The organism is Thalassospira mesophila (assembly GCF_002115755.1).
GTDB classification, from domain to species: Bacteria; Pseudomonadota; Alphaproteobacteria; order Rhodospirillales; family Thalassospiraceae; genus Thalassospira; species Thalassospira mesophila.
In genome coordinates this window covers 41,692-61,788 of sequence record NZ_JFKA01000002.1, presented here as the reverse complement: position 1 = coordinate 61,788, position 20,097 = coordinate 41,692, and the positions used below count along the sequence as shown (strand labels likewise).

General features: G+C 52.9%; 16 protein-coding genes and 1 pseudogene. 14 read left to right on the top strand and 3 right to left on the bottom strand.

The window, feature by feature from the left end:
* Positions 1 to 5 precede the first annotated feature (5 nt).
* The 8 genes and pseudogenes from TMES_RS04640 to TMES_RS04605 all read left to right on the top strand — a co-directional run.
* Positions 6 to 404: pseudogene (locus TMES_RS04640) on the top strand (VOC family protein); the annotation flags it as partial.
* Between the two features lie 90 nt (positions 405 to 494).
* Positions 495 to 986 carry a class I SAM-dependent methyltransferase gene (locus TMES_RS04635; protein WP_085580017.1) on the top strand — a complete coding sequence of 164 codons (492 nt, stop codon included), beginning with the start codon at positions 495 to 497 and terminating at the stop codon, positions 984 to 986.
* Between the two features lie 4 nt (positions 987 to 990).
* Positions 991 to 2,379 carry a glutamine synthetase family protein gene (locus TMES_RS04630; RefSeq protein WP_085580015.1) on the top strand — a complete coding sequence of 463 codons (1,389 nt, stop codon included), beginning with the start codon at positions 991 to 993 and terminating at the stop codon, positions 2,377 to 2,379.
* Positions 2,380 to 2,587: 208 nt separating this feature from the next.
* The gene (locus TMES_RS04625) at positions 2,588 to 3,379 is read left to right on the top strand and encodes a DUF3800 domain-containing protein (protein WP_085580013.1); all 792 of its coding nucleotides are present in this window, start codon (positions 2,588 to 2,590) and stop codon (positions 3,377 to 3,379) included.
* Positions 3,380 to 3,502: 123 nt separating this feature from the next.
* Positions 3,503 to 4,537, top strand: coding sequence for a quinolinate synthase NadA (nadA, locus tag TMES_RS04620; RefSeq protein ID WP_085580011.1), 1,035 nt, complete (start codon positions 3,503 to 3,505; stop codon positions 4,535 to 4,537).
* 114 nt (positions 4,538 to 4,651) lie between these two features.
* The gene (nadC, locus tag TMES_RS04615) at positions 4,652 to 5,491 is read left to right on the top strand and encodes a carboxylating nicotinate-nucleotide diphosphorylase (protein ID WP_085580008.1); all 840 of its coding nucleotides are present in this window, start codon (positions 4,652 to 4,654) and stop codon (positions 5,489 to 5,491) included.
* Positions 5,492 to 6,286: 795 nt separating this feature from the next.
* The gene (locus TMES_RS04610; protein ID WP_085580006.1) at positions 6,287 to 7,021 is read left to right on the top strand and encodes a LuxR C-terminal-related transcriptional regulator; all 735 of its coding nucleotides are present in this window, start codon (positions 6,287 to 6,289) and stop codon (positions 7,019 to 7,021) included.
* Between the two features lie 511 nt (positions 7,022 to 7,532).
* The gene (locus tag TMES_RS04605; protein WP_211275871.1) at positions 7,533 to 8,144 is read left to right on the top strand and encodes a response regulator transcription factor; all 612 of its coding nucleotides are present in this window, start codon (positions 7,533 to 7,535) and stop codon (positions 8,142 to 8,144) included.
* A gap of 218 nt (positions 8,145 to 8,362) precedes the next feature.
* Here the strand turns inward: TMES_RS04605 and TMES_RS04600 are convergent, their stop codons facing one another.
* Both TMES_RS04600 and TMES_RS04595 read right to left on the bottom strand, forming a co-directional pair.
* Positions 8,363 to 8,899, bottom strand: coding sequence for a hypothetical protein (locus tag TMES_RS04600; protein ID WP_085580002.1), 537 nt, complete (start codon positions 8,897 to 8,899; stop codon positions 8,363 to 8,365).
* Positions 8,900 to 9,086: 187 nt separating this feature from the next.
* Positions 9,087 to 9,734, bottom strand: coding sequence for a helix-turn-helix transcriptional regulator (locus tag TMES_RS04595; RefSeq protein WP_085580000.1), 648 nt, complete (start codon positions 9,732 to 9,734; stop codon positions 9,087 to 9,089).
* A 300-nt stretch (positions 9,735 to 10,034) separates the two neighbouring features.
* On the opposite strand from TMES_RS04595, the gene TMES_RS04590 reads away from it, so the two are divergent.
* The 3 genes from TMES_RS04590 (at position 10,035) to TMES_RS04580 (ending at position 12,709) form a co-directional block, all read left to right on the top strand.
* Positions 10,035 to 10,895 carry a CsgG/HfaB family protein gene (locus TMES_RS04590; protein ID WP_085579998.1) on the top strand — a complete coding sequence of 287 codons (861 nt, stop codon included), beginning with the start codon at positions 10,035 to 10,037 and terminating at the stop codon, positions 10,893 to 10,895.
* Positions 10,896 to 10,900: 5 nt separating this feature from the next.
* Entirely contained in the window at positions 10,901 to 12,193 is a 1,293-nt protein-coding gene (locus TMES_RS04585; protein ID WP_085579996.1) for a hypothetical protein, read from the top strand.
* A gap of 192 nt (positions 12,194 to 12,385) precedes the next feature.
* A complete protein-coding gene (locus TMES_RS04580; protein WP_143589538.1) occupies positions 12,386 to 12,709 on the top strand; it encodes a hypothetical protein in 324 nt (107 codons plus the stop codon).
* Between the two features lie 379 nt (positions 12,710 to 13,088).
* Here the strand turns inward: TMES_RS04580 and TMES_RS04575 are convergent, their stop codons facing one another.
* Entirely contained in the window at positions 13,089 to 15,719 is a 2,631-nt protein-coding gene (locus TMES_RS04575) for a DUF3772 domain-containing protein (RefSeq protein WP_085579992.1), read from the bottom strand.
* 281 nt (positions 15,720 to 16,000) lie between these two features.
* On the opposite strand from TMES_RS04575, the gene TMES_RS04570 reads away from it, so the two are divergent.
* The 3 genes from TMES_RS04570 to mdh all read left to right on the top strand — a co-directional run bounded on the left by TMES_RS04570 (position 16,001) and on the right by mdh (position 20,046).
* Entirely contained in the window at positions 16,001 to 16,990 is a 990-nt protein-coding gene (locus TMES_RS04570; protein ID WP_085579990.1) for a CorA family divalent cation transporter, read from the top strand.
* 232 nt (positions 16,991 to 17,222) lie between these two features.
* Positions 17,223 to 18,347 (top strand): cell division protein ZapE, encoded by a 1,125-nt coding sequence (zapE, locus tag TMES_RS04565; RefSeq protein WP_085579988.1) that lies wholly within the window; start codon positions 17,223 to 17,225, stop codon positions 18,345 to 18,347.
* Positions 18,348 to 19,095: 748 nt separating this feature from the next.
* The gene (mdh, locus tag TMES_RS04560; RefSeq protein ID WP_085579986.1) at positions 19,096 to 20,046 is read left to right on the top strand and encodes a malate dehydrogenase; all 951 of its coding nucleotides are present in this window, start codon (positions 19,096 to 19,098) and stop codon (positions 20,044 to 20,046) included.
* The last annotated feature ends 51 nt before the right edge of the window (positions 20,047 to 20,097 follow it).

The window sequence follows — 20,097 nt, the reverse complement described above, 5'->3', positions numbered from 1 at the left end:
GCACCGTGATCAACGGCTTAAACCACATCACCCTTGCCACCCGTGATGTCACCGCAAGCTTTGCCTTTTATACCGATGTGCTGGGGGCCAAACCCCTGGCACGTTGGAAAGATGGTGCTTATCTGGTGCTGGGTGATATCTGGTTATGTCTTAGCCTTGATCGTGATGCACCGCCGCCTGCGGCCAATTACACCCATATCGCGTGGGGCGTTGATGGCGGCACATTCGCCGCCATGTGTAAAAAACTGCGCACGGCAGGCGTGATTGAATGGAAAACAAACAACAGCGAAGGCGCGTCGTTTTATTTCATGGATACCGACGGCCACCGTCTGGAACTTCATGAGGGCGATTGGCGCAGCCGCCTGGGCCATTACCGCCAAAACCCGCCACCTGGCATGGTGTTTTACCCGGCAGCCGATGACAATGCCGATGTAGATACCGATGCAGATGTCAAACCCACCCGCCCCGAAACGCCCCGATCGGAGAATTAAACGATGTCCCGTCTCAACAGTGTTATCCGCCGTCTGCAAGCCCAGCGCGATTGCCTCAATGCATCCGCAGTCATGATTGATGGCCTGGAAGGCATCGTTCTGGAAATTGGTCTTGGCAATGGCCGCACGTTCGACCATCTGCGCGAAATTATGCCCGACCGCGAAATTTACGTGTTTGACCGCCAGATCAACGCCCACCCCAAATGCATCCCCGCCGACGACCATTTGTTTTTAGGCGACATTTTTGAAACCCTGCCCAAGGCCTGCGAACAGTTCAAAGGCAAAGTTGCGCTGGTTCATTCCGATGTTGGCACCGGTGACGAGGCCCTGAATGCCAAAATCGCCTCCTTTATCGGCAACACCTTGCCCCTGGCCCTGATCAAGGGCGCCATTGTGGCCTCGGATCAAAAAATTGATGTGCCGGGCACCATTGCCGAACCGCTGCCCGAAGGTGTGCCGCAGGACCGTTATTTCTTCCGCCGTTTTCAGGGTTAAAAAGATGAACAGAAACACAGAAATTGCTCCAACCGGTGCCAACCTTGCCGAAGCCTTGGCATTTCTGGAAAAATATCCCGATGTGCAGGCCATTGATGTGTTTCTGACCGACTGCCACGGCATTGGTCGCGGCAAAACCATTCGCCGCCACGAACTTGAAGGGCTTTTCACCAGTGGCCGCGCCCTGCCCATGTCGCTGTTCGGGCAGGATGTGGCGGGCATTGATGTTGATGCCTCCGGCCTTGTTTTAACCGAAGGTGGCGGCGACAAACGCTGCTGGCCGATCCCCGGCACGCTGGGTTATTTGCCCCATGCCCATCGCGGGCAAATGCTGATTACCATGTATCATGACAACAACACCCCGGTGGAAGGCGAACCACGCCCGGCGCTGGTCCGTCAAATCAACCGGGCCAAGGCCGCTGGCTTTACCCCGATGGGCGCGTTTGAACTGGAATTTTACCTGATCGACCCGCAACGATTGCCCGACGGGCGCTATCAACCCGCCCCCTATGTTCTGACCAAACGGCGCAGCGGCCAGCGCAACACCATGTCGGTTGATGAACTCGACGAAATGTCGCCCCTGTTTGATGCGATTTACGAGGGGGCAAGCCATTTGGGACTGACACTGGAAACGTTGATTTCCGAATATGCACCGGGCCAATACGAACTGACCATTCGCTATCGCGATCTGCTTCATGCCGCCGATGACGTGATCATTGCCAAACGCCTGATCCGCACCTGTGCCCGGCGTTTCGGGATCGAGGCCTGCTTTATGCCCAAACCCTTTGGCAATGAAGCCGGGTCTGGCATGCACTTGCACCTGTCGCTGGCCGATGAAAACGGCAACAACCTGTTTGCCGACCAGAAGGACGGTTCGTTAAGCCCCCTGATGCTCAACGCCATTGGCGGGCTGCGCCAAACGGTGGGCGAAACAATGCTGGTTCTCGCCCCGTTTATGAACAGCTGGCGGCGCTTTGCCTCCAGCGTTTATTCGCCCGCATCCCATGACTGGGGCGTTGAAAACCGCAATGTCGCCATTCGGGTCCCCGGCCATCCTGGCAAAACCCGCCATTTTGAACATCGTGTGGCCGGGGTCGATGCCAACCCCTATCTGGTCGCCACCGTTACCCTTGCCGCCGCCCTTGACGGCATTGAAACCAGGGCCGATCCGGGCGCACCCTGCATCGATGAAATGAATGCCCTCAAAAACCCGACCGACCTGCCGCGCAGCTGGCTTGAAGCGATTGACCGGTTCGATCAATCCACCTTCGCCCGCCATGCGCTGGGCGATTGCCTGCATACCGCCTTTGGGGCGATTAAACGGGCCGAATACGAACGCATGGCGCTTGAAGTGACCCAGGCTGAATGGGATCTGTACGGGTTTACGGTTTGAAATTGACCAAACCAATACCCCCTTTTTAACTCCAGTCATGCACCGGGCTATCTTGATCACAGCCCGAACCAATGGCAAAATTATTGACAATCGGGTCAATACTACTTACAAAAAACATCGAGACGCATTTATGGAAACATATATGCTCTCTTTCCGAGACCCATGCCATGTGCATGGGTTTTCGTGTATCTGGGGGACCGGGCAGATTATGACGCTTTTCAATGTCTATCTTGACGAGTTTGGTCACATCGGCCCTTATCTTTCTAGGAAGCATCCAAAATACAAAGAAAGCCCTGTTTTCGGGTTAGCCGGGTTTATTATTCCGACCCACGAAATACGCGGCTTCAGTACCTGGTTCTACCAACAAAAATGCCGATTACTTGATTTTGAAATTAAACGCTCTCATGCACATCCTGCGACTTGGGAAAAGAAAGGATCGGCTCTTTACACGGTACATAATGTCGAAAAATACCGGGAACTGAGAAATTTCACCAACCGGCTATTCAATAAAATTGACCGGCTGGGAGGCCACTTGTTTTATGTCGGACTTCGAAAAACCTCTCCGATAGAAGAACATAATCCTAAAAGCCTTTACCTTGCTGTGCTTCGTGAAGCCATCAAACGTCTCAACAGCTTTTGCGAAGAAGATTGTCAGGACAGTGCGTTATTCACCCTCATCATGGACGAGCATGAACAACGGCTTCAATTTGTAACGGAAGCCGCCCGAGCAATGTTCAATGCTAACGAACCACGCAGATGCCTTGTTGAACCGCCTTTTCAAGTAGAAAGCCACCTGTACCAAACCGTACAGGCCGCGGACTGGATTGCGGGCCTCGTAGGACGTATGGGATGTCATTGGCAGGCGCACGAAGAATATCCGGATTTTGAAATATTTAGCACTTACTTCGAAGCAAGACTGAACGCAGCCTCGGTCAGAAGCGGCATCAGATCAGATCCCAAAAATATACCGGGCTTCATCTCTGACGCCTCTTTGGACTAAATGCCCCATTCCCTTGCCATCCCGGGCCAATAGCGATATTGAGGTTTCATACAGTCATTAACTTGCAACATCGGGTCCCGCTGACTATTTCCGGGTTGCAACTAGGCGAGATGAGACAACGCCATGAACCAGATTACCACCATTGCCGAGGCGCGTGCCGGTGCAATGTCTGAAACCCAGATCGATCCGACGCTTGATCTTGAGGCAGAAATTCAGCGCCTTAAGAAAGAGAAAAACGCCATCATTCTGGCGCACTATTATCAGGATGGTGAAATTCAGGATTTGGCCGATTTTGTCGGCGATTCGCTGGATTTATCGCGCAAGGCCGCGGCAACCGATGCCGACGTAATTGTGTTTTGCGGTGTGCGTTTTATGGCCGAGGTCGCCAAAATCCTCAGCCCGGAAAAAACCGTGCTGCTGCCCGATTCAAAAGCGGGTTGCTCGCTTGAGGATTCTTGCCAGCCCGAAGCCTTTCGCAAGTTTCGCGAACAGCATCCGGACCATGTGTCGATCACGTATATCAATTGCTCGGCCGAGGTAAAGGCTGCGTCTGACATCATCGTCACATCGTCAAATGCGGCTGAAATTATCGATCAAATTCCGCTGGATCAGCCCATTTTATGGGCACCTGATCGCCATCTCGGCAGCTATCTTGCCAAGAAAACCGGTCGGGATATGGTTTTGTGGCAGGGATCGTGCATTGTGCATGAACAGTTTTCCGAACGCGAATTAATCCGTTTGAAAACCCAACATCCCGATGCCAAGGTCGCAGCCCACCCGGAATGCCACGAAGGCATTTTGCGCCATGCCGACCAGATCGGCTCGACCCGCGCCATTCTGGAATATGTGATTGACGGACCGGATCAGAAATTTCTGATCGCGACCGAACCCCACATCATCCACCAGATGGAAAAGGCCGCCCCGCACAAAACCTTTATCCCCGTGCCCGGTGCCGATGGCAGCTGTGCGTGCAACAATTGCCCGTTCATGGAACTTAATACGCTGGAAAAGCTCTATCTGTGTCTGGTCAATAACGGCCCGCAGATCGTGATGCCGGAAGAATTGCGGCTTAACGCCGTCAAACCGCTGGAACGGATGCTGGAATTGTCAAAAGGCATTCCGCTGAAGAAAGAAGCCTCGGCCGTAAACGCCGCCTGATCGGAAACATTCAGGCCCTGCACATAGGCTGCGGGGCCTGTTTTTTCTGTGCCATACGTGTCCCTTCACGTTACAGCCTCCCATCCCTGTTTCAACAAACCGGCGCATTCCACCATGACCGAATTGACCCAAAGCGAAATTTCCGACTTTATCGACCTTGCCTTTATCGAAGATATCGGCCCCGGCGATATCACATCAGACAATGTCATCCCAAAAGATGCCCGCCTGCGCGTTGCCCTGGAAACCCGCGAAAGCATTGTGGTCGCCGGGCTGGATATTGCGCTGGAATGTTTTCGCAAGCTGGTGCCCGATGCCAAAATCGACAAAAAATGCAATGACGGCGACACGTTAAACCCGCAATCGGTTCTGGCTGTAATTGAAGGATCAGCGCGCGGCATTCTAACCGCCGAACGCACCGCCCTTAACACCTTGCAGCATCTTTCGGGTATTGCCACCACCACTTGCGCCTATGTGCAAGCCATGGGCAAAACATCGGCTAAGCTGCTTGATACCCGCAAAACCCTGCCGGGCTGGCGCAAGATGGAAAAATACGCCACCCGCATGGGCGGCGCACAAAACCACCGCATGGGCCTGTATGATGGTGTCATGATCAAGGACAACCATATTGGCGTTGTCGGATCGATTACCAAATGCGTGGAAATGGCCAAGGCCGCCAACCTGCCCAAGATCGAGGTCGAATGCGATACCCTTGATCAGGTGCGCGAGGCGGTTGATGCCGGTGCCGATATTGTCCTGCTTGATAATATGGCCCCCGATATGCTGCGCGAAGCCGTGACCCTTGTGGCGGGCCGTTGCAAAACCGAGGCATCGGGCGGTGTACGCCTTGATACCATTGGCGACATTGCCGCCACCGGTGTGGATTACGTATCGGCTGGCCGCATCACCCAAAGTGCGCCTGCTGTCGATATCGGGCTGGATGTTGCCATTCTTTAAAATTCCGGTTCACGCCCTCAGGCTTTTGTCAGGGTCTGTCGTTTTCGGCAGGCCCTTTTTCGTGGCAAAATTCACAAATTCCACTCCCGCACGAGATAGCTAGGCATTGGTATAATTCGGACCGATACCTTTTTCAGCCCGTCAATCCTCCGGGCGGGCTACTACTTAATTGCTGATAACATTAATTTTTCTGCCATCTTGCCAAGAGAATCGACATACCCGGCATAGTAAAAAAGATTCTGTCGATAAATGCGCACCTCCCTTACGAATAGTATAGTAAACATACGCAAGAATAACTATCTCAATACGACAGCAATTGTTAGGATTTTCAACTTTACCGCAAAATTTGCGGTTTTCTGGCATTTCATGCAATTCAGGACATGGACGCCAGCACATATTTGCTCATCTTATAAATAATTGATTTTAAACTAAATTTATGATTACCGAGAACAAATCATGTCCAGTTGGGCAGGTTTTTTCAGCGTATATATTTCGCGACTATATTAACCGAATCTAATGTAATTTTACTCGACACCAAAAACTATTCATTCGTATTGCATCCCATAAAAGAGAAAAAATGACTCATCACTTCTACCTATGATGATGCAAAATCCGGCCCTCTTACCTCGCCATAGTTATGGAACCATAAAAAACAGAAGATTAACTTCTTACTGCTGATGGGATTATTGCCCTAACCAACCAAGCCAAAAAATCCTCATTGGCAACATGCCCGTCACCTAACTGATACTCTCACAAGCACAGGAAGGGAATTAACTGACATGTTTCGGGGGAACCATGAAGTCAATTGAACAAGACGCAACTCAACATGTTGCGGTCGTGCATCCCGGCAGTTTAATGCGCCACGCATTGACAACAATTCTGGGAGAATTTCGTAATCTTTCCATTACCAGTGTGCCTTCACTCGAAGAACTGCGCGAAGACATCGACAACGACACACCAACCGATATCGTCCTGGTCAGCATTGACGACGTACAACAAGATATAGCCAATTTGACAATGCTGCGAGACCACAATCCCGCCCTTAAAATTCTGGCTTTGTCCCATCATTACGAACTTGAAGACCTGTTTGCCCTTTTCAAAATCAATATTGACGGGGCATTGCTGGACGACGTTTCCCAAAACACGCTGAAACTGGCATTTCGGATGCTCAAAGAAGGGCAAAAACTGTTTCCATCAAACCTGGCCCAAGTGCTGATGGCGCGCATCGATAACCCTTGTATGCCATTTCCGACAGACATCCCAGATGATGAGGTCGACCTGACACATCGCGAACAGGAAATTCTGCAATGCCTGGAAAATGGTGAATCCAACAAGCGCATCGCCATTCGGCTCGATATCACCGAAGCCACCGTCAAGGTGCATGTCAAAAGCATCTTGCGCAAAATCGGTGTCGATAACAGAACGCAGGCAGCAATCTGGTCGCTGCGTCAACGGACACGTCCAATGACGCACAAATATTTTCCGGCAGCCCCGTGCGCGGTGCCCCGCTGCCTTCACCCGTCGGCGTAAGTGAGACTATATGAAACCTCTGCCTGAAACCTCTATCGACAAACAACTCGAAAGAACAAAGCAAAACACAAACAAGGTACGTTCCCTGCTGGGCTCGCAAAAAGGCGAGCCCTTTTTATTGGGCCCTGCCTCCACATCGCTATTACACAAGAATTTATCCAATGTTCGCAAGCCCCCCGTCAAAATCAGTGCAGCACCCCATAATAGTTACCCGTAATAGATAACAAATGAACTTGCACTACCCCCACTGGAGAATAGATTTGAGAACACTTGCTAGCTATCCTGATCTTGAAGGCACGGGGTAACAATCCGGAACGCAGTCATTTTACTCGTAAGATTGAAATGATTAACCATTCCGGTTGAGTTTTCTTTTCCAAAAGAGAGTATCCCCGTAAATCAGAAAACAGCAAATACAGGGATAACGACAATGCGGACGTCAAGGAACTCTGCAGAAATAATCGTAGCGGTAGTGCATTCCAGCCTCTTATTGCGTACCGGTCTAACCACTTTGTTGGCTCACACCAAAAATGCAGAAATTATCAATGCGCCTACTCTGGATGATTTGATTTCTGTCACCCCGGTCGATCAGAAAATCGATGTCGTCCTGGTCAGCATCGATAATTTCCAAACCCAGATGACCTCGCTGGCAACCTTTCGCGAAAACAATCCCGGCGTCCGGATCATCACCCTCGCCCATGAATATGATGCCGAAAGCCTGTTTGCCCTGTTTAACCTTGGCGTAAACGGTGCCTTGCTTGACGATGTCTCGCAAACGGCCATCGAACTGGCATTCCAGCTGATTACCGAGGGTGAAAAAATTTACCCCTCCAACCTTGCCGCCATCATGATGGAACGCTTTCATTTCATGTCCTCGTTCGAACTCGACACGATCGATATGCTTGAAATTGAACTATCGCCCCGCGAACATGAAATCCTCGAATGCCTGGCCAGCGGCGATTCAAACAAGCGCATTGCCATCCGGCTCAATATTTCCGAAGCCACCGTCAAAGTGCATGTCAAAAGCATTCTGCGTAAAATCAAGGTAGATAACAGAACCCAGGCTGCCATCTGGGCCCTGCGCAGCCAACCACGTAGCCCCGGCTACGCAGCATCCTATACCTGATCGACACCTGATAACCCGGTGCCGGCACCACAACAATATCTGGCCCCTCGTGCGCCCGGCCCATATTGAAAGCATCCAGCCATTTTGAACCAACAACGATATTTTCGACCAAACCCGCGCCCAACTCCGGTTTGCGCGCTGGCTCAACAAGTCTCATTTGACACCTTTTAACGCCCCGTCAATGTTTGACGGGGCGTTTTTTCTGGTGAGAAAAAGCCTCAGAAGCCCGCCGCCATCCAGGTCCAGCCATCCACCGGCGACGCTGTGACCGGCGGGATTACAGTGCGGCCATCTTGCGATAGCAAATTGATCCAGCCATTAATAGTATATGTTGCTGCCATGCTTTGAACCGGTGCGTACCATCGGCCACTGTCTGCCGCCATGAAATACGCATTGAACACCCCTACCGACATCCCCCCGACCGAAATGGAAGTTCCCCTGAAACCGGGTAAAACTTCTCCATCTGCGGTGCGTACAATGGCCGTGCCACCTTTGCTTTTTTCAATAGACAACAACGCCCCGGATGAATCGCGCATCATGTTTTGTGGTCGGCTGTCATAAAGCTGGTCATTTATAATCGCCTGCCGTGCCGCAGTGCTCATGCCAGGTGCCCCGGTCGGCGTATTAAACGAATAGGGTTTGTTGTTAAACTGGGCCTGCCCGACGGTCGAAAACCCGGCAACACAAATCACCCCCGCCAGTACCGGTACCCCGTAGCGCGCTATTTTTTTCAAATCTGCAAACCAGGTCATCATGTCCTCGTCCTTTTATGAAGATTGCATTCCATAAACCGCATATGGTCTGTTTTTCTGGCGAAGTCAGTCTCAAAAACATCTGTAATACCCATGCCCTGCGGCTAATCACACTGGTATGGGCATATCTGTTTTCCGCATTTTGCGGCCCGGCAGCCCAAAGCCGGTTATTGGCGATACCCGCCCTTGTTCAGGGCGACGGCCGGCTGGAATGTTGCTCGATAAAATGAGCAACGATCGCGGCCTGGGTGCGCGTGGTAACTTCCAGGCTGTTAAATATCTCAAACAGCCAGCTTTTGATTTCCGGCACACTACGATTGGCATAGCGGGCAATTTCAGCATTACTTTTGCCCTTCTGTATTTCGCGCAGCAAATACCAGTCACGCACCGTCAACCGGTTTGCCTTTGCATCGGCACTATCGCCTAACAGCAATGACACACCGTCAATGTCCCCGGGCAGCAACCAGTAATCCTCGTCGGCGAGCAGGCATATTTCATCAAGCAAACCGGTGGTCGATGAAAACATCAGCGCATTGCTGCCGCAGTCAAACCGCTGCCCGACAATATGGTGCCCGTCCGCCACAAACGTAATCAGCGGAATCTTGCGGGCCACCCGGAAAAGATAACGAATCTGCAAATGGCTTAACAATTCGGTTTGCCGCTGACCAATCAGCGCGGCACAAAACCGGCCTTCGTCACGCGCTGCCAAACGAAAATCGGGGTCCGCAACCGGTATCCAGCCCATATCATCGCCAAACAAGGCATCAATTTCAGACGGGCGAAAACCGATAACCAGCACCCGACGGTCGGCTTTTTGCGTGTTGATGAAAGGGGTCATGTCAGCATCTTTTCTGGCAAGGAATAAGACGCTTGATTCAAAACGCTTTTTTCACATAACGCAATATGCCCTATAGCATATTCCTATTAAAAAAGGAGTATTCAACAATGATTACTCAAATAACCAAAAATATTTTATAAATAAAATTTGAATAAATTACGTAACCATCTTTAACCATCAAGTAATCACTTATGTGACTTAGAATAAATACTCGGCTGTGGCATATTTAACTCAAGCAAACGGCAACTAAAAAATTGCAGGTTGCGCTTTTGGGGAAAGAACTCAGCAGGGATTGGAAAAATGTTTCGTAAAATAGCAGCAACCGCACTGACCGTTACAAGTCTGGCGGCGTGCGCTCCGGGGCCGGCGTCTTATTCGCAAAACCGCATCGACCCGATGATATCTTTTCCGGTTACAGATAACGAAACACCTTACAGCGCCTGCCTGCGTCTGTTGAAAGATGTGCCGGCCAACCGGCTTCCCATCTTTGCCGTGGGCGAGGTCGCCGACAAGACCGGCCAGCTGAATTACGACGAAAATGGCCATGCGGTTTCCCAGGGCGTCAGCGAAATGGTGATGAGCGCGCTTTACAAATCGGGCCGCGCCAACCTGGTTGAACGGTTTGACCTGCGCATTCCCCTTGCCGAAGTCCGCCTTTCAGAACAAGGCCGCCTCACCCGTTCCATTGATCAATACGGAAAAATTCCCGCCTCCGACTTCATCCTCGTCGGGGCCGTAACCGAACTTAACTACAACATCCTCAGCGAAGGCGCGCAGCTTTACGTCCGGGGCATTGGCGGCGGTGGCAGAACTGTCGTGATCAATGTCGCCATGGATTTGCGTGTCATCGATTCAAAAAGTTTCGCCGTCCGCTATGTCAGCTCATTGCAAAAGCAAATCATGGGCTACGAAGTCAGCGCCGGTGTCTTTCGTTTCTTCGGAATCAATCTTGTCGAATTTGACGCCGGGCGCATCCGGAACGAGCCGCTACAGCTTGGCGTCAGAGCGGTTGCAGAAATGGGGGTCTATCAAATCATGACAGATTTCTTGGGGCTGCCGCAAACACCGGAATGCGAGCTTAGCAAAGCAAATGACATGAGCGCGCATCTAGAGCGGTTTTCTTCTCTTTCCAAAACGGAAAAAAGCAATCAACAGGAGTAACCAAAATGCTTAAGACCAAACTGTTGCTGGGCACCATCATCACTGCTGGTGTACTTGTAATCGGGGGCCCTGCCTTTGCGTTCGACAATGTTGAATGGTCATGGGATGGCGATGTCGACACCAATGTCAGTGTTGATCTTAACATTGACGATCCGGCAGAATTTTCAATGGTGGAAATTTTGCAGGAAAAGCTCGGCGGCACGTCGGCCACGTCAAACGTACACGGTATTCACAACAACCAGCCGCTCATGACCGAAACCTCGGGGACCTTTACCTTTGAAGGCGAAGCCTGGTCGAACGGATCATCGACAAGCCTCGACCCCGATGTTGCAGATTTCAGCGAAACCACATCTGGCAATGTTGACGGCATCGCCGCTGGTCAGGGCACCAACCCGTCCTCGTTTGGTATTGCAGATGGTCCGGCAGGCAACAGCCCGGATTCCGAAGGGGGCATTGCCTCTGCCGGTGGCGCATTTGACGGCGCAAACATCACCGTTACCGGTGCTGTAACCGACCCGTTCGCCGAAGATGGTGTGGGTAACGGCGAAACCGATGGTGTTATCTTCACTGTCAGTGTCGACAACATTCAGCCCACCGGCAGCTATGACGCAGCAACCGAACTGCCTTCGCTTAATGCCACTGCAACTGCCCTTGCCAACAATGCATCGGTTGCGGGCGAAGGGGTTGTTAATGTTCACGCCGGCCAGTTTGCCTTTGATGCGGCCAGTGGCGAACAGGGTCCTTCGGGTGGTGGCGATGCCTCTTCCTCCAGCTTCAATATGGGGAACCAGACCAGCCCGAACACCAACCTTTCCGGTGCCATGGGCCTGACCTTGCTGGCCTTGAATGGTGATATTTCTCCATCCAGTGTAACAGCCACTTCGAATGTGAGTGACATTGACAATTACGCTGTCGATGCCAGCGCGATGGCCCTTGCCAACAACATGAATATCTCGGTGCAATCGGTATCGGCAGAAGCCACCCCGGTTGACGAAGACCCGGTTGACGGCGACGCACAATCCATTTCGTCGGCCTTCCGTTATGGTGGCAGTGGTGGCAGTGGCGGCAGCGGCGGTGGCAACACCGATGTTGACGGCATCACCCCTGACGTTGCGCTGATTTCTGACGTTACCCAGTTTGCTTACGCCAATGTTTCTGCCGTCAGCAGTGTCTATGACGTCAATCTCAGCAACTATTCCGGCCTTGGTTCGGTTGACCAGCCGGTCATCAATGGCTCCGCGACCGCCATCGGCAACAACCTGTCGATCAAGGTTGGCGCACCCGCCATCAACGACTAACCCGGCACAAAAGAAGGAGGAGCCCGTCTCCTCCTTCTTCCTTGCCCAGCCCGACGAAAGGAAAATCTGATGTTTTCGCCTTCCCGGTCCCAACCCGCCCGTCGCTGTCACAAACCCGTCCTGCGAGGCACGCGCATCCTTGCGATCGCGGCAATTATGTGTGCATCAGGCTCCCTTTCGGCGACGGCCCAAATGTTTGAAAAACCCTGGTCTGCGCCCGATCAAAACCGCGCTTCGCTTGCTGTCGTCATGAAACAGGCTGAATCCGGACTGCTTAGCGGGTCTGGCAGCGCCACAACCTCTTCTGGCACCAGCAGCCTGACCCAGCTGGTCTGCGGCGGTGGCGGCGGGACAGCCAGCTCAACAGCCAACTCGGCCTGCGTTATTCTTAATAATTCCAGCGGTTCTGTTGATACCGGCCAGGATTCCACCGGGGATCAAACCGCCGATTCAAATACGCAAACAACCACAACAAATTTGAGCGATGCGCTCGAAAACTTGTCCGGCACACAATAATCAATCAATTAATTATTGCCGGTCGCCGCCTCACCCCAAACGTCCCAGGGCGGCAGTCCTGCACGTTCTGACCCCAATCAAGAACGCTTTCCCGGCCCGCACAACTCCCCAACACCCCCGGGCCGGGGCTTTTTTTTCGGGGCCAAGGCACCTTCGCTCTGGCAAGTTGCCCGCAGGCAAAACAACCAAACAGCATTGCCCGCGACACCCATTGACACCTGATGGCATCAATCGAGAGTAAAATTGTCGCACGCCAGCCCCGAGCCCAGTTGCCCACAACGATCCCCCATATAAAACAAAATCCTGCACCCCGACCGCGTGATAACACGGCCACAGCACAGGATTTGTCATTCATCAGCTCAAACAGGCAAAGCCGGGTCTAGCGGTCGCCGTCGGGCAGGTCGCGTGTAGCCGGTGTGGCCGTTGCCGGGCTGTCCTGGGTTTTGGGCTGGTCATATCGGGTCGTATCGGGGTTTTCTTCTTCCGGTTTGGCACTGGAGGGCTGGGAAACAATTTCACCTGTTTCGCGATATTTGCCGTTTTCCTCTCCGGCATTGTCAACCGTGTCACCATCGCCAGACAGGGTTGGTTTTCGGCCAGCCCGCTCGCCCGAAAGGCTGCGAATGGCGGCCTCAAGGCGGTCCATATCACGCAAATTAACATCGCGCTGCGGGAACGGAATTTCGATACCTTCTTCGCGAAACTGCTCTAACAATTCAAACCGGATCGCACTGGCAACGGTAAGAACATCGCCAATATCGCGCAGGAAATAACGCAATTCGAAATCCAGCGAACTGTCGCCAAAGCCCAAAAACACCACCTGAGGGGCCGGATAACTTAAAATTTCACGGCGTTTGTCGGCCAAAGCCAGCAAAATATCGCGCACTTTATTGGCATCCGACCCATAGGAAACGCCGATTGGAATAATCCCCCGGCCCGAGCGTTCTTTCAGGGTCCAGTTCAGCACCCGGTTGGAAATCAGCTCCGAATTGGGGATCACCACCGATGCCCGGTCAAAGGTTTCAATTTCGGTGGCCCGCACCCGGATGTCTTTGACAAAGCCCTGATCGGCACCAACCACAATCCAGTCACCAACCTTGATCGGGCGTTCGATTAGCAAAATCAGCCCCGAGACAAAGTTATTCACAATACTTTGCATCCCGAAACCGATACCGACCGAAATGGCACCGGCGATAATCGCCAGGTTCGATAAATCAACCCCCGCCGCCGACACCGCAATTATAATTGCCAGGCCAATACCGACATAGCCGAAAATCGCCGAAACCGAATGCTGCAACCCCTGATCGAGCTTGGTATTGGGTAAAACCCGGCTGTTGAGCATGCGCTGGAAAAACCGCATCAGGCTTAACAGCAGCAAAAACAGGAAAACACCAATCAGAATGGCGCGCAGCGAGATGTTGATACTGCCGATCTGAATACCGATGAAAGCCGTTTCAACAGCCCCGATCAAGTCGGCCCAGGCAATGTCGGTAAACACCATGATCGCGGTTGGAAAGGCCACAATCATCATTGTCGCGTCGATCGTCACCCGTAACCAGAAATACAACGTGCCATGTACCGCGTCGCTGGTGGTTTCATCCGTGGCGGCTTCGGGTTTAACCAGATAGGTATGAATAAGGGCGCGCAGAAATTCGCGGACAAGCCAGTAACTGGTGGCAAATGCCAGTGCCAGCATCATGTTTTCCAGCACAAACCGCGCCAGCGCCACATAACCGATAAACGACAGAATAGGCAGCAACACCGATATAAATAAAACCGCCCGGCGACAGCGACGTTCAATTTTGCGCCACCAGCTTTGTTGCTCGTCAACCGCGTCGTGTTCCCACCATGTGCCAAGGGCGGCCACAAACATCACCGCACAAATCAGGGTGATATTGCTAAGGCTTTGTACCAGTGCCAGATCAAGCGACGCACCAATGGTGGTCGCTCCTTGCAACAAAACAATGTCGGAAGCAAAAATCAGTGCGGCAAAAAGGGCCGAAAACCCAACCACCCGCGCCCCGGTAATTGTCGTCCCGGCCGAGCGCATTTGCGGGGCAAAGGGCGAAAACACACTGCGGATCGACGCGCCAACAAACATCAAAAACAAGGCGGCAAAAAAGCACTGGTTAATCAGTTCGCCGCCACTGCCCACCATCAGGTCATCTTGCGATACCAGAATGCGATAAATGACAAACAGCAGCAAACCCGGCACAATTGCCGTCAGGGTAAATCGCGTGCCCGATATCAGGGCCATTCGGTCTTCGTCCGACGCACTGCGCCACCGGACGGGCAAGAACCGAAACACCAGCACCTCGCCACCAATCAGGGCCGATGCAATGGCAAACAGCAAAAATACCAGTTCCGGCGCCACATCTTCCAGACGGTCGCCGATATGGTCGGCCAGATTAATATCCGAATACCGGCTGCGCACCACTTCGGGCAGGCGCATCGCCTCGGCCCAGCTGTTTTGCCACACAGCAGGTTCCCACGGCACATCTGCGCGGCTAAAAATACGTCGGGTAAAACGCTCGCGCGATAACCGGCCAACCTGGTCAAGCAATTCACCGGCGCGAAACGCGGCCAGTTCACCCTGTTTCTGAATGCCGCTTACGCGCGAAATTTCCTTGTTCAGGCGGTCGCGTTCAACCGTCACAGCCGGGACTTCGCCGGCATCGCCTTCGGGTTTGGGGCCCAGCTTGCCAAGGGCGGCATTTAACCGTTCCAGCTTGGTCTGTGCCAGGGCTTCAAGGTCGCGTGTTTCGTCGATCGCCTTTTCCAGCGCGTGGCGGCTGTCGGCCAGCTCGCGCCCGCTGACCCCGGAGCCGCCAAGCTGCTTTTCGACATTGTCGAAAATCTTGTTCCAGCGTTTCAGGGTCTTTTGCGAATTTTCAAGGACGTTCTCATCAACGCCATCAACATTGCTTTGGGCATGCCCTGCCCCGGGCGTTCCCACGGCCATAAACAGCCCGAAAAGAACCAGCAACATAACATGACGAAACTTTTTCATATTTACCCGAACCACCGTGAATTTTTCTTTGCCCCCTGCGGAGCATCTGTTTTGTGCCCGATTTATCTCACCAGATCAAACGATCCGGCGCAGCTAACGTTCCCGTATCGAATAACGGGCATCATTTTGATGGCATCGCCCCATACAAGCCCCATAAATATAGACATTCACACCCATGATTATCAGAATGCCACATAACTGCGTTTAAACACTTATCATGCCAGGGCCACATCCTGGCCCCGTTTTCGATATCCCGTTTAAAACATCACGGACAATAACCAATGACGCCACAAGCACTGATCAATGCCTTTCGAATTGATAATAACGGCAAAGGCGTTGCCTTGTCCTGGGACGACTTTGCCACATCATTTCCTTGCGTCGGGGACGGGGAATTTATCTGGGTTCATCTGGACTGGATGGAACCCGGTGTTGCAACCTGGCTTACCGCGCAAGCAGGCCTTGAAGCCAGCATTGTTGATACGCTGGCCACCCGCGGCACCCGGCCATCGGTTCTGTTTTATGATCATGGCTATTCAATGAATTTGCGCGGGGTTAACCTGAACAAGGAATTTGACCCCGCCGATATGATTTCGGTGCGCATCTGGTGCAGCGACAAACTGGTGATTACGCTGCGCAACCAGCATATGCGCGCCTTTGACGATATCCGCGCCAGCATTGCCGAAAACGCCGCCCCCACCAGCAGCGATGCCTTTGTCCTGACGCTGGCCGAACGGCTGGTATTTCGCATCGACGGCGAAATTCGCAATCTTGAAGAAAACCTCGATGACCTTGAAGACCTGATCGAAGACGTTCCCGAAAGCAAAACCCTGCCTTTGCGCCGCAAAACCGCCGACATGCGCCATCGCCTGTCGCGGTTGCGCCGCCACATTGCTCCGCAACGCGATGCGATGGCAAAATATGTTGAACAAAAACCGGGCTGGAGCGACAAAATCCACAAACGCCGCGCGCGCACCCTGACCGACCGCGTCACCCGGCTGGTCGAAGAACTCGATAGTTTGCGCGAACGCACCCAGATTGCCAATGACAGCCTGATGGCGGTTGAAACCGAACGCATGAACCGCACCATGTACTGGCTCACCGTCATTGCCGGGCTGTTCTTGCCAATCAGTTTTGTCACCGGGCTTTTGGGCGTTAATGTTGGCGGCATTCCTGCCGCGAACAGTTCCTGGGGTTTTTTGGGGGTCTCCCTTATTCTTGCCGCTGTGGTCGGGTTTGAAGTCTGGCTGTTTAAAAAAATGCGCCTTATCTAAGGCTGGCCTTTTGAATACAACGCGCACGACAACTGCGGCGAAAACAAAGCAGCATCACGCATATTGCATTGCACGATGACACTATTTTATGTCTTCTTATTCCAAATGGCCTGAATGACTGCCGGGATGTTTTCGGGATCGACAGTCATTCAGGCCAAAATTGTGCCCGGGCCCTGCCTGCAGGCATGCTGCGTCTCCATTGTCTGAGTGTCCACTGTCTGAAAGTAATCGAATGTCTGACGGCCCTCTTGCCCGATATCGCAAAAAAATTGCCGATGGCGCCCTTAGCCACGATGCCATGCAGGAACTTTGCGCTGAAAAGCTGCAAAGCCTGTTTAACGCATTGCGCGACTATCGCCCCAATAACGGCAAGGGCACCTGGTATGAACGTTTTGGCCTGACCAAACGCCGCAACGACCCGGAACCACCCCAGGGCCTGTATATTTACGGGGAAGTCGGGCGCGGCAAATCGATGCTGATGGATCTGTTTTATGAAACAGCCCCGGTTGAACATAAACGCCGGGTTCATTTCCATGATTTCATGCAAGATGTGCATGAAAGACTGCATAAATTTCGCAAAACCCGCACCAGCGAAGAATCCGATCCGATTCCGCCCATTGCCAAAGATCTGGCCGATCAGGCATGGCTGCTGTGTTTTGACGAAATGCAAATCACCGACATTACCGATGCCATGATTGTTGGCCGCCTGTTTGAACAATTGTTTGATCTGGGCGTGGTGGTGGTGACCACATCAAACCGCGTGCCCGATGATTTGTACAAGGATGGCCTGCAACGCCAGAATTTCCTGCCCTTCATTGGCATGATCAAGGAAAAGCTGGATGTTCTTGAACTTGCCAGCCGCACCGATTACCGCATGCGCAACCTGACGGCGGCCGATGTGTTTGTGTACCCGGCGGATGATAAAACCCCGGCCCGGATCGACGAATTATTTGCCAAAGTCACCGAAGGCGCACGGGTTGGCCCCGACAGCCTGCGTGTTAAAGGCCGCGATATCGCCGTTCGCGCCGCCGGTGCCGGTGTCGCGCGTTTCAGCTTTGAAGAACTTTGCACCCGTCCGCTTGGCCCCGGCGATTATATTGCCCTGGCAACCCATTTTCACACCATCGTCATTGATCTGATTCCGCAAATAGACAGCGCGCGCAGTGACTGGGCCAAACGGTTCAACACCTTGATCGATGCGATGTATGAACACAAAACCAACCTGATTTGCGCCATGGAAACCAGCCCCGAAGACCTTTACACGGCGGGTGACTTTTCATTTGAATTTCAACGCACCGTCTCGCGGCTTACCGAAATGCGCAGTCAGGAATATCTCGATCAACCTCACCTGACATAACCCGCCCCGTAAACTGACCTGTTATGATCTGATGCGATGTCGTCTTACCTGATCTGACGCAGGCTGACAGGCGACAAGCACCCCTGTTTATCGCACCGCTTTATCGCTGCTGCGAGATTGCCGATCGGCGTGGCCCTCGCCCCGCCCCTTCCCCGCAACACGACCGGGAACAGTGCAATTAGCGGCCCTGTCAACCGTGCCTTGCCGTAATCACAGGCCCTGCCCGCGCCGACTCCAAGACGGGCAGATGTGTGCAATGCGACATTATTCAACCTGTGAATGATCAGACCGAAACATAATCTTGCGCAAATACGGGCATGCGAGGTCTGAAACCGCAGAATATTTTATCAGACCGGTTGAAATAACGTCCCGCTGATCGCATGGCTGATCCCCAATTCGCGCAAACCTTGGAGTTTTTAAAAGGTAAACTGCTGCAATTTTGCACGACTGCCAAACTGTTAGGCAGTGCCAAGCCACATACATAGCGAGAGTTTGCCACGCCTTTGGCTTGTTTCGCAGTCGCAACATGATCGGTTTTTAAGCGTTTAGACAATAGTTGCAACAAACCCCGAACTGGCGGTTTTCCGCGTCAAAACAACGGCGTTTCCCCTTGTAAAACGGGACGAATCGGTTTACCACACACGATGTTTGCGAACGATTGTTTCGCGCTCACAGGTTTACATTTTCAATCGCGCTCCCCAGTTAAGTTTCAACGCCCCGGAAGCGCAATAGGGAAGAAGGTAACGGAATGGCCCGCAACAAGATCGCGCTCGTCGGCGCTGGCAATATCGGTGGAACTCTGGCCCACCTCGCTGGCCTCAAAGAGCTTGGCGACGTCGTCCTTTTCGACATCGTTGATGGCATGCCGCAGGGCAAATCGCTTGATATTGCTGAATCCTCACCCGTCGACATGTTTGATGCCGACCTCAAGGGTACCAGTGACTATGCCGGTATCGCCGGTGCCGATGTTGTCATCGTCACCGCAGGTGTCGCCCGCAAGCCGGGCATGAGCCGTGATGATCTGATCGGCATCAACACCAAAGTCATGACCCAGGTTGGTCAGGGCATTAAAGAACATGCCCCGGACGCCTTTGTTATTGTTATCACCAACCCGCTTGATGCGATGGTTTGGGTGATGCAGCAGGCAACCGGCTTTGATCCGAAAAAAGTCGTCGGCATGGCCGGCGTTCTGGACTCTGCCCGTTTCCGTTATTTCCTTGCCGAAGAATTCAAGGTTTCGGTCAAAGACGTCACCGCATTCGTGCTGGGCGGCCACGGCGACACCATGGTGCCGTCGATCCGTTATTCGACCGTTGCCGGCGTTCCGATCCCCGATCTGATCAAAATGGGTTGGACCACGCAGGAAAAGATCGACCAGATCGTTCAGCGCACCCGTGATGGCGGTGCCGAAATCGTTGGCCTGCTGAAAACCGGTTCGGCATTCTATGCCCCGGCAGCATCAGCGATTTCGATGGCTGAAAGCTATTTGAAAGACCAAAAGCGCGTCATGCCGGTTGCTGCTTATCTTAGCGGCGAATATGGCGTTGACGGCATCTATGTCGGTGTTCCGGTTGTTCTTGGCGCTGGTGGCGTCGAGCGCATTGTCGAGGTTAACCTCGATGCAGACGAACAAGAGAACTTCAACAAGTCCGTGGCGGCCGTTCGCGGCCTTGTCGATGCCGCCAAGGGCATGCTGTAAGAAACGCGGAGCGGGCCGGTTTTAAACTGGCCCGTTTTTCTGTCATTGCTC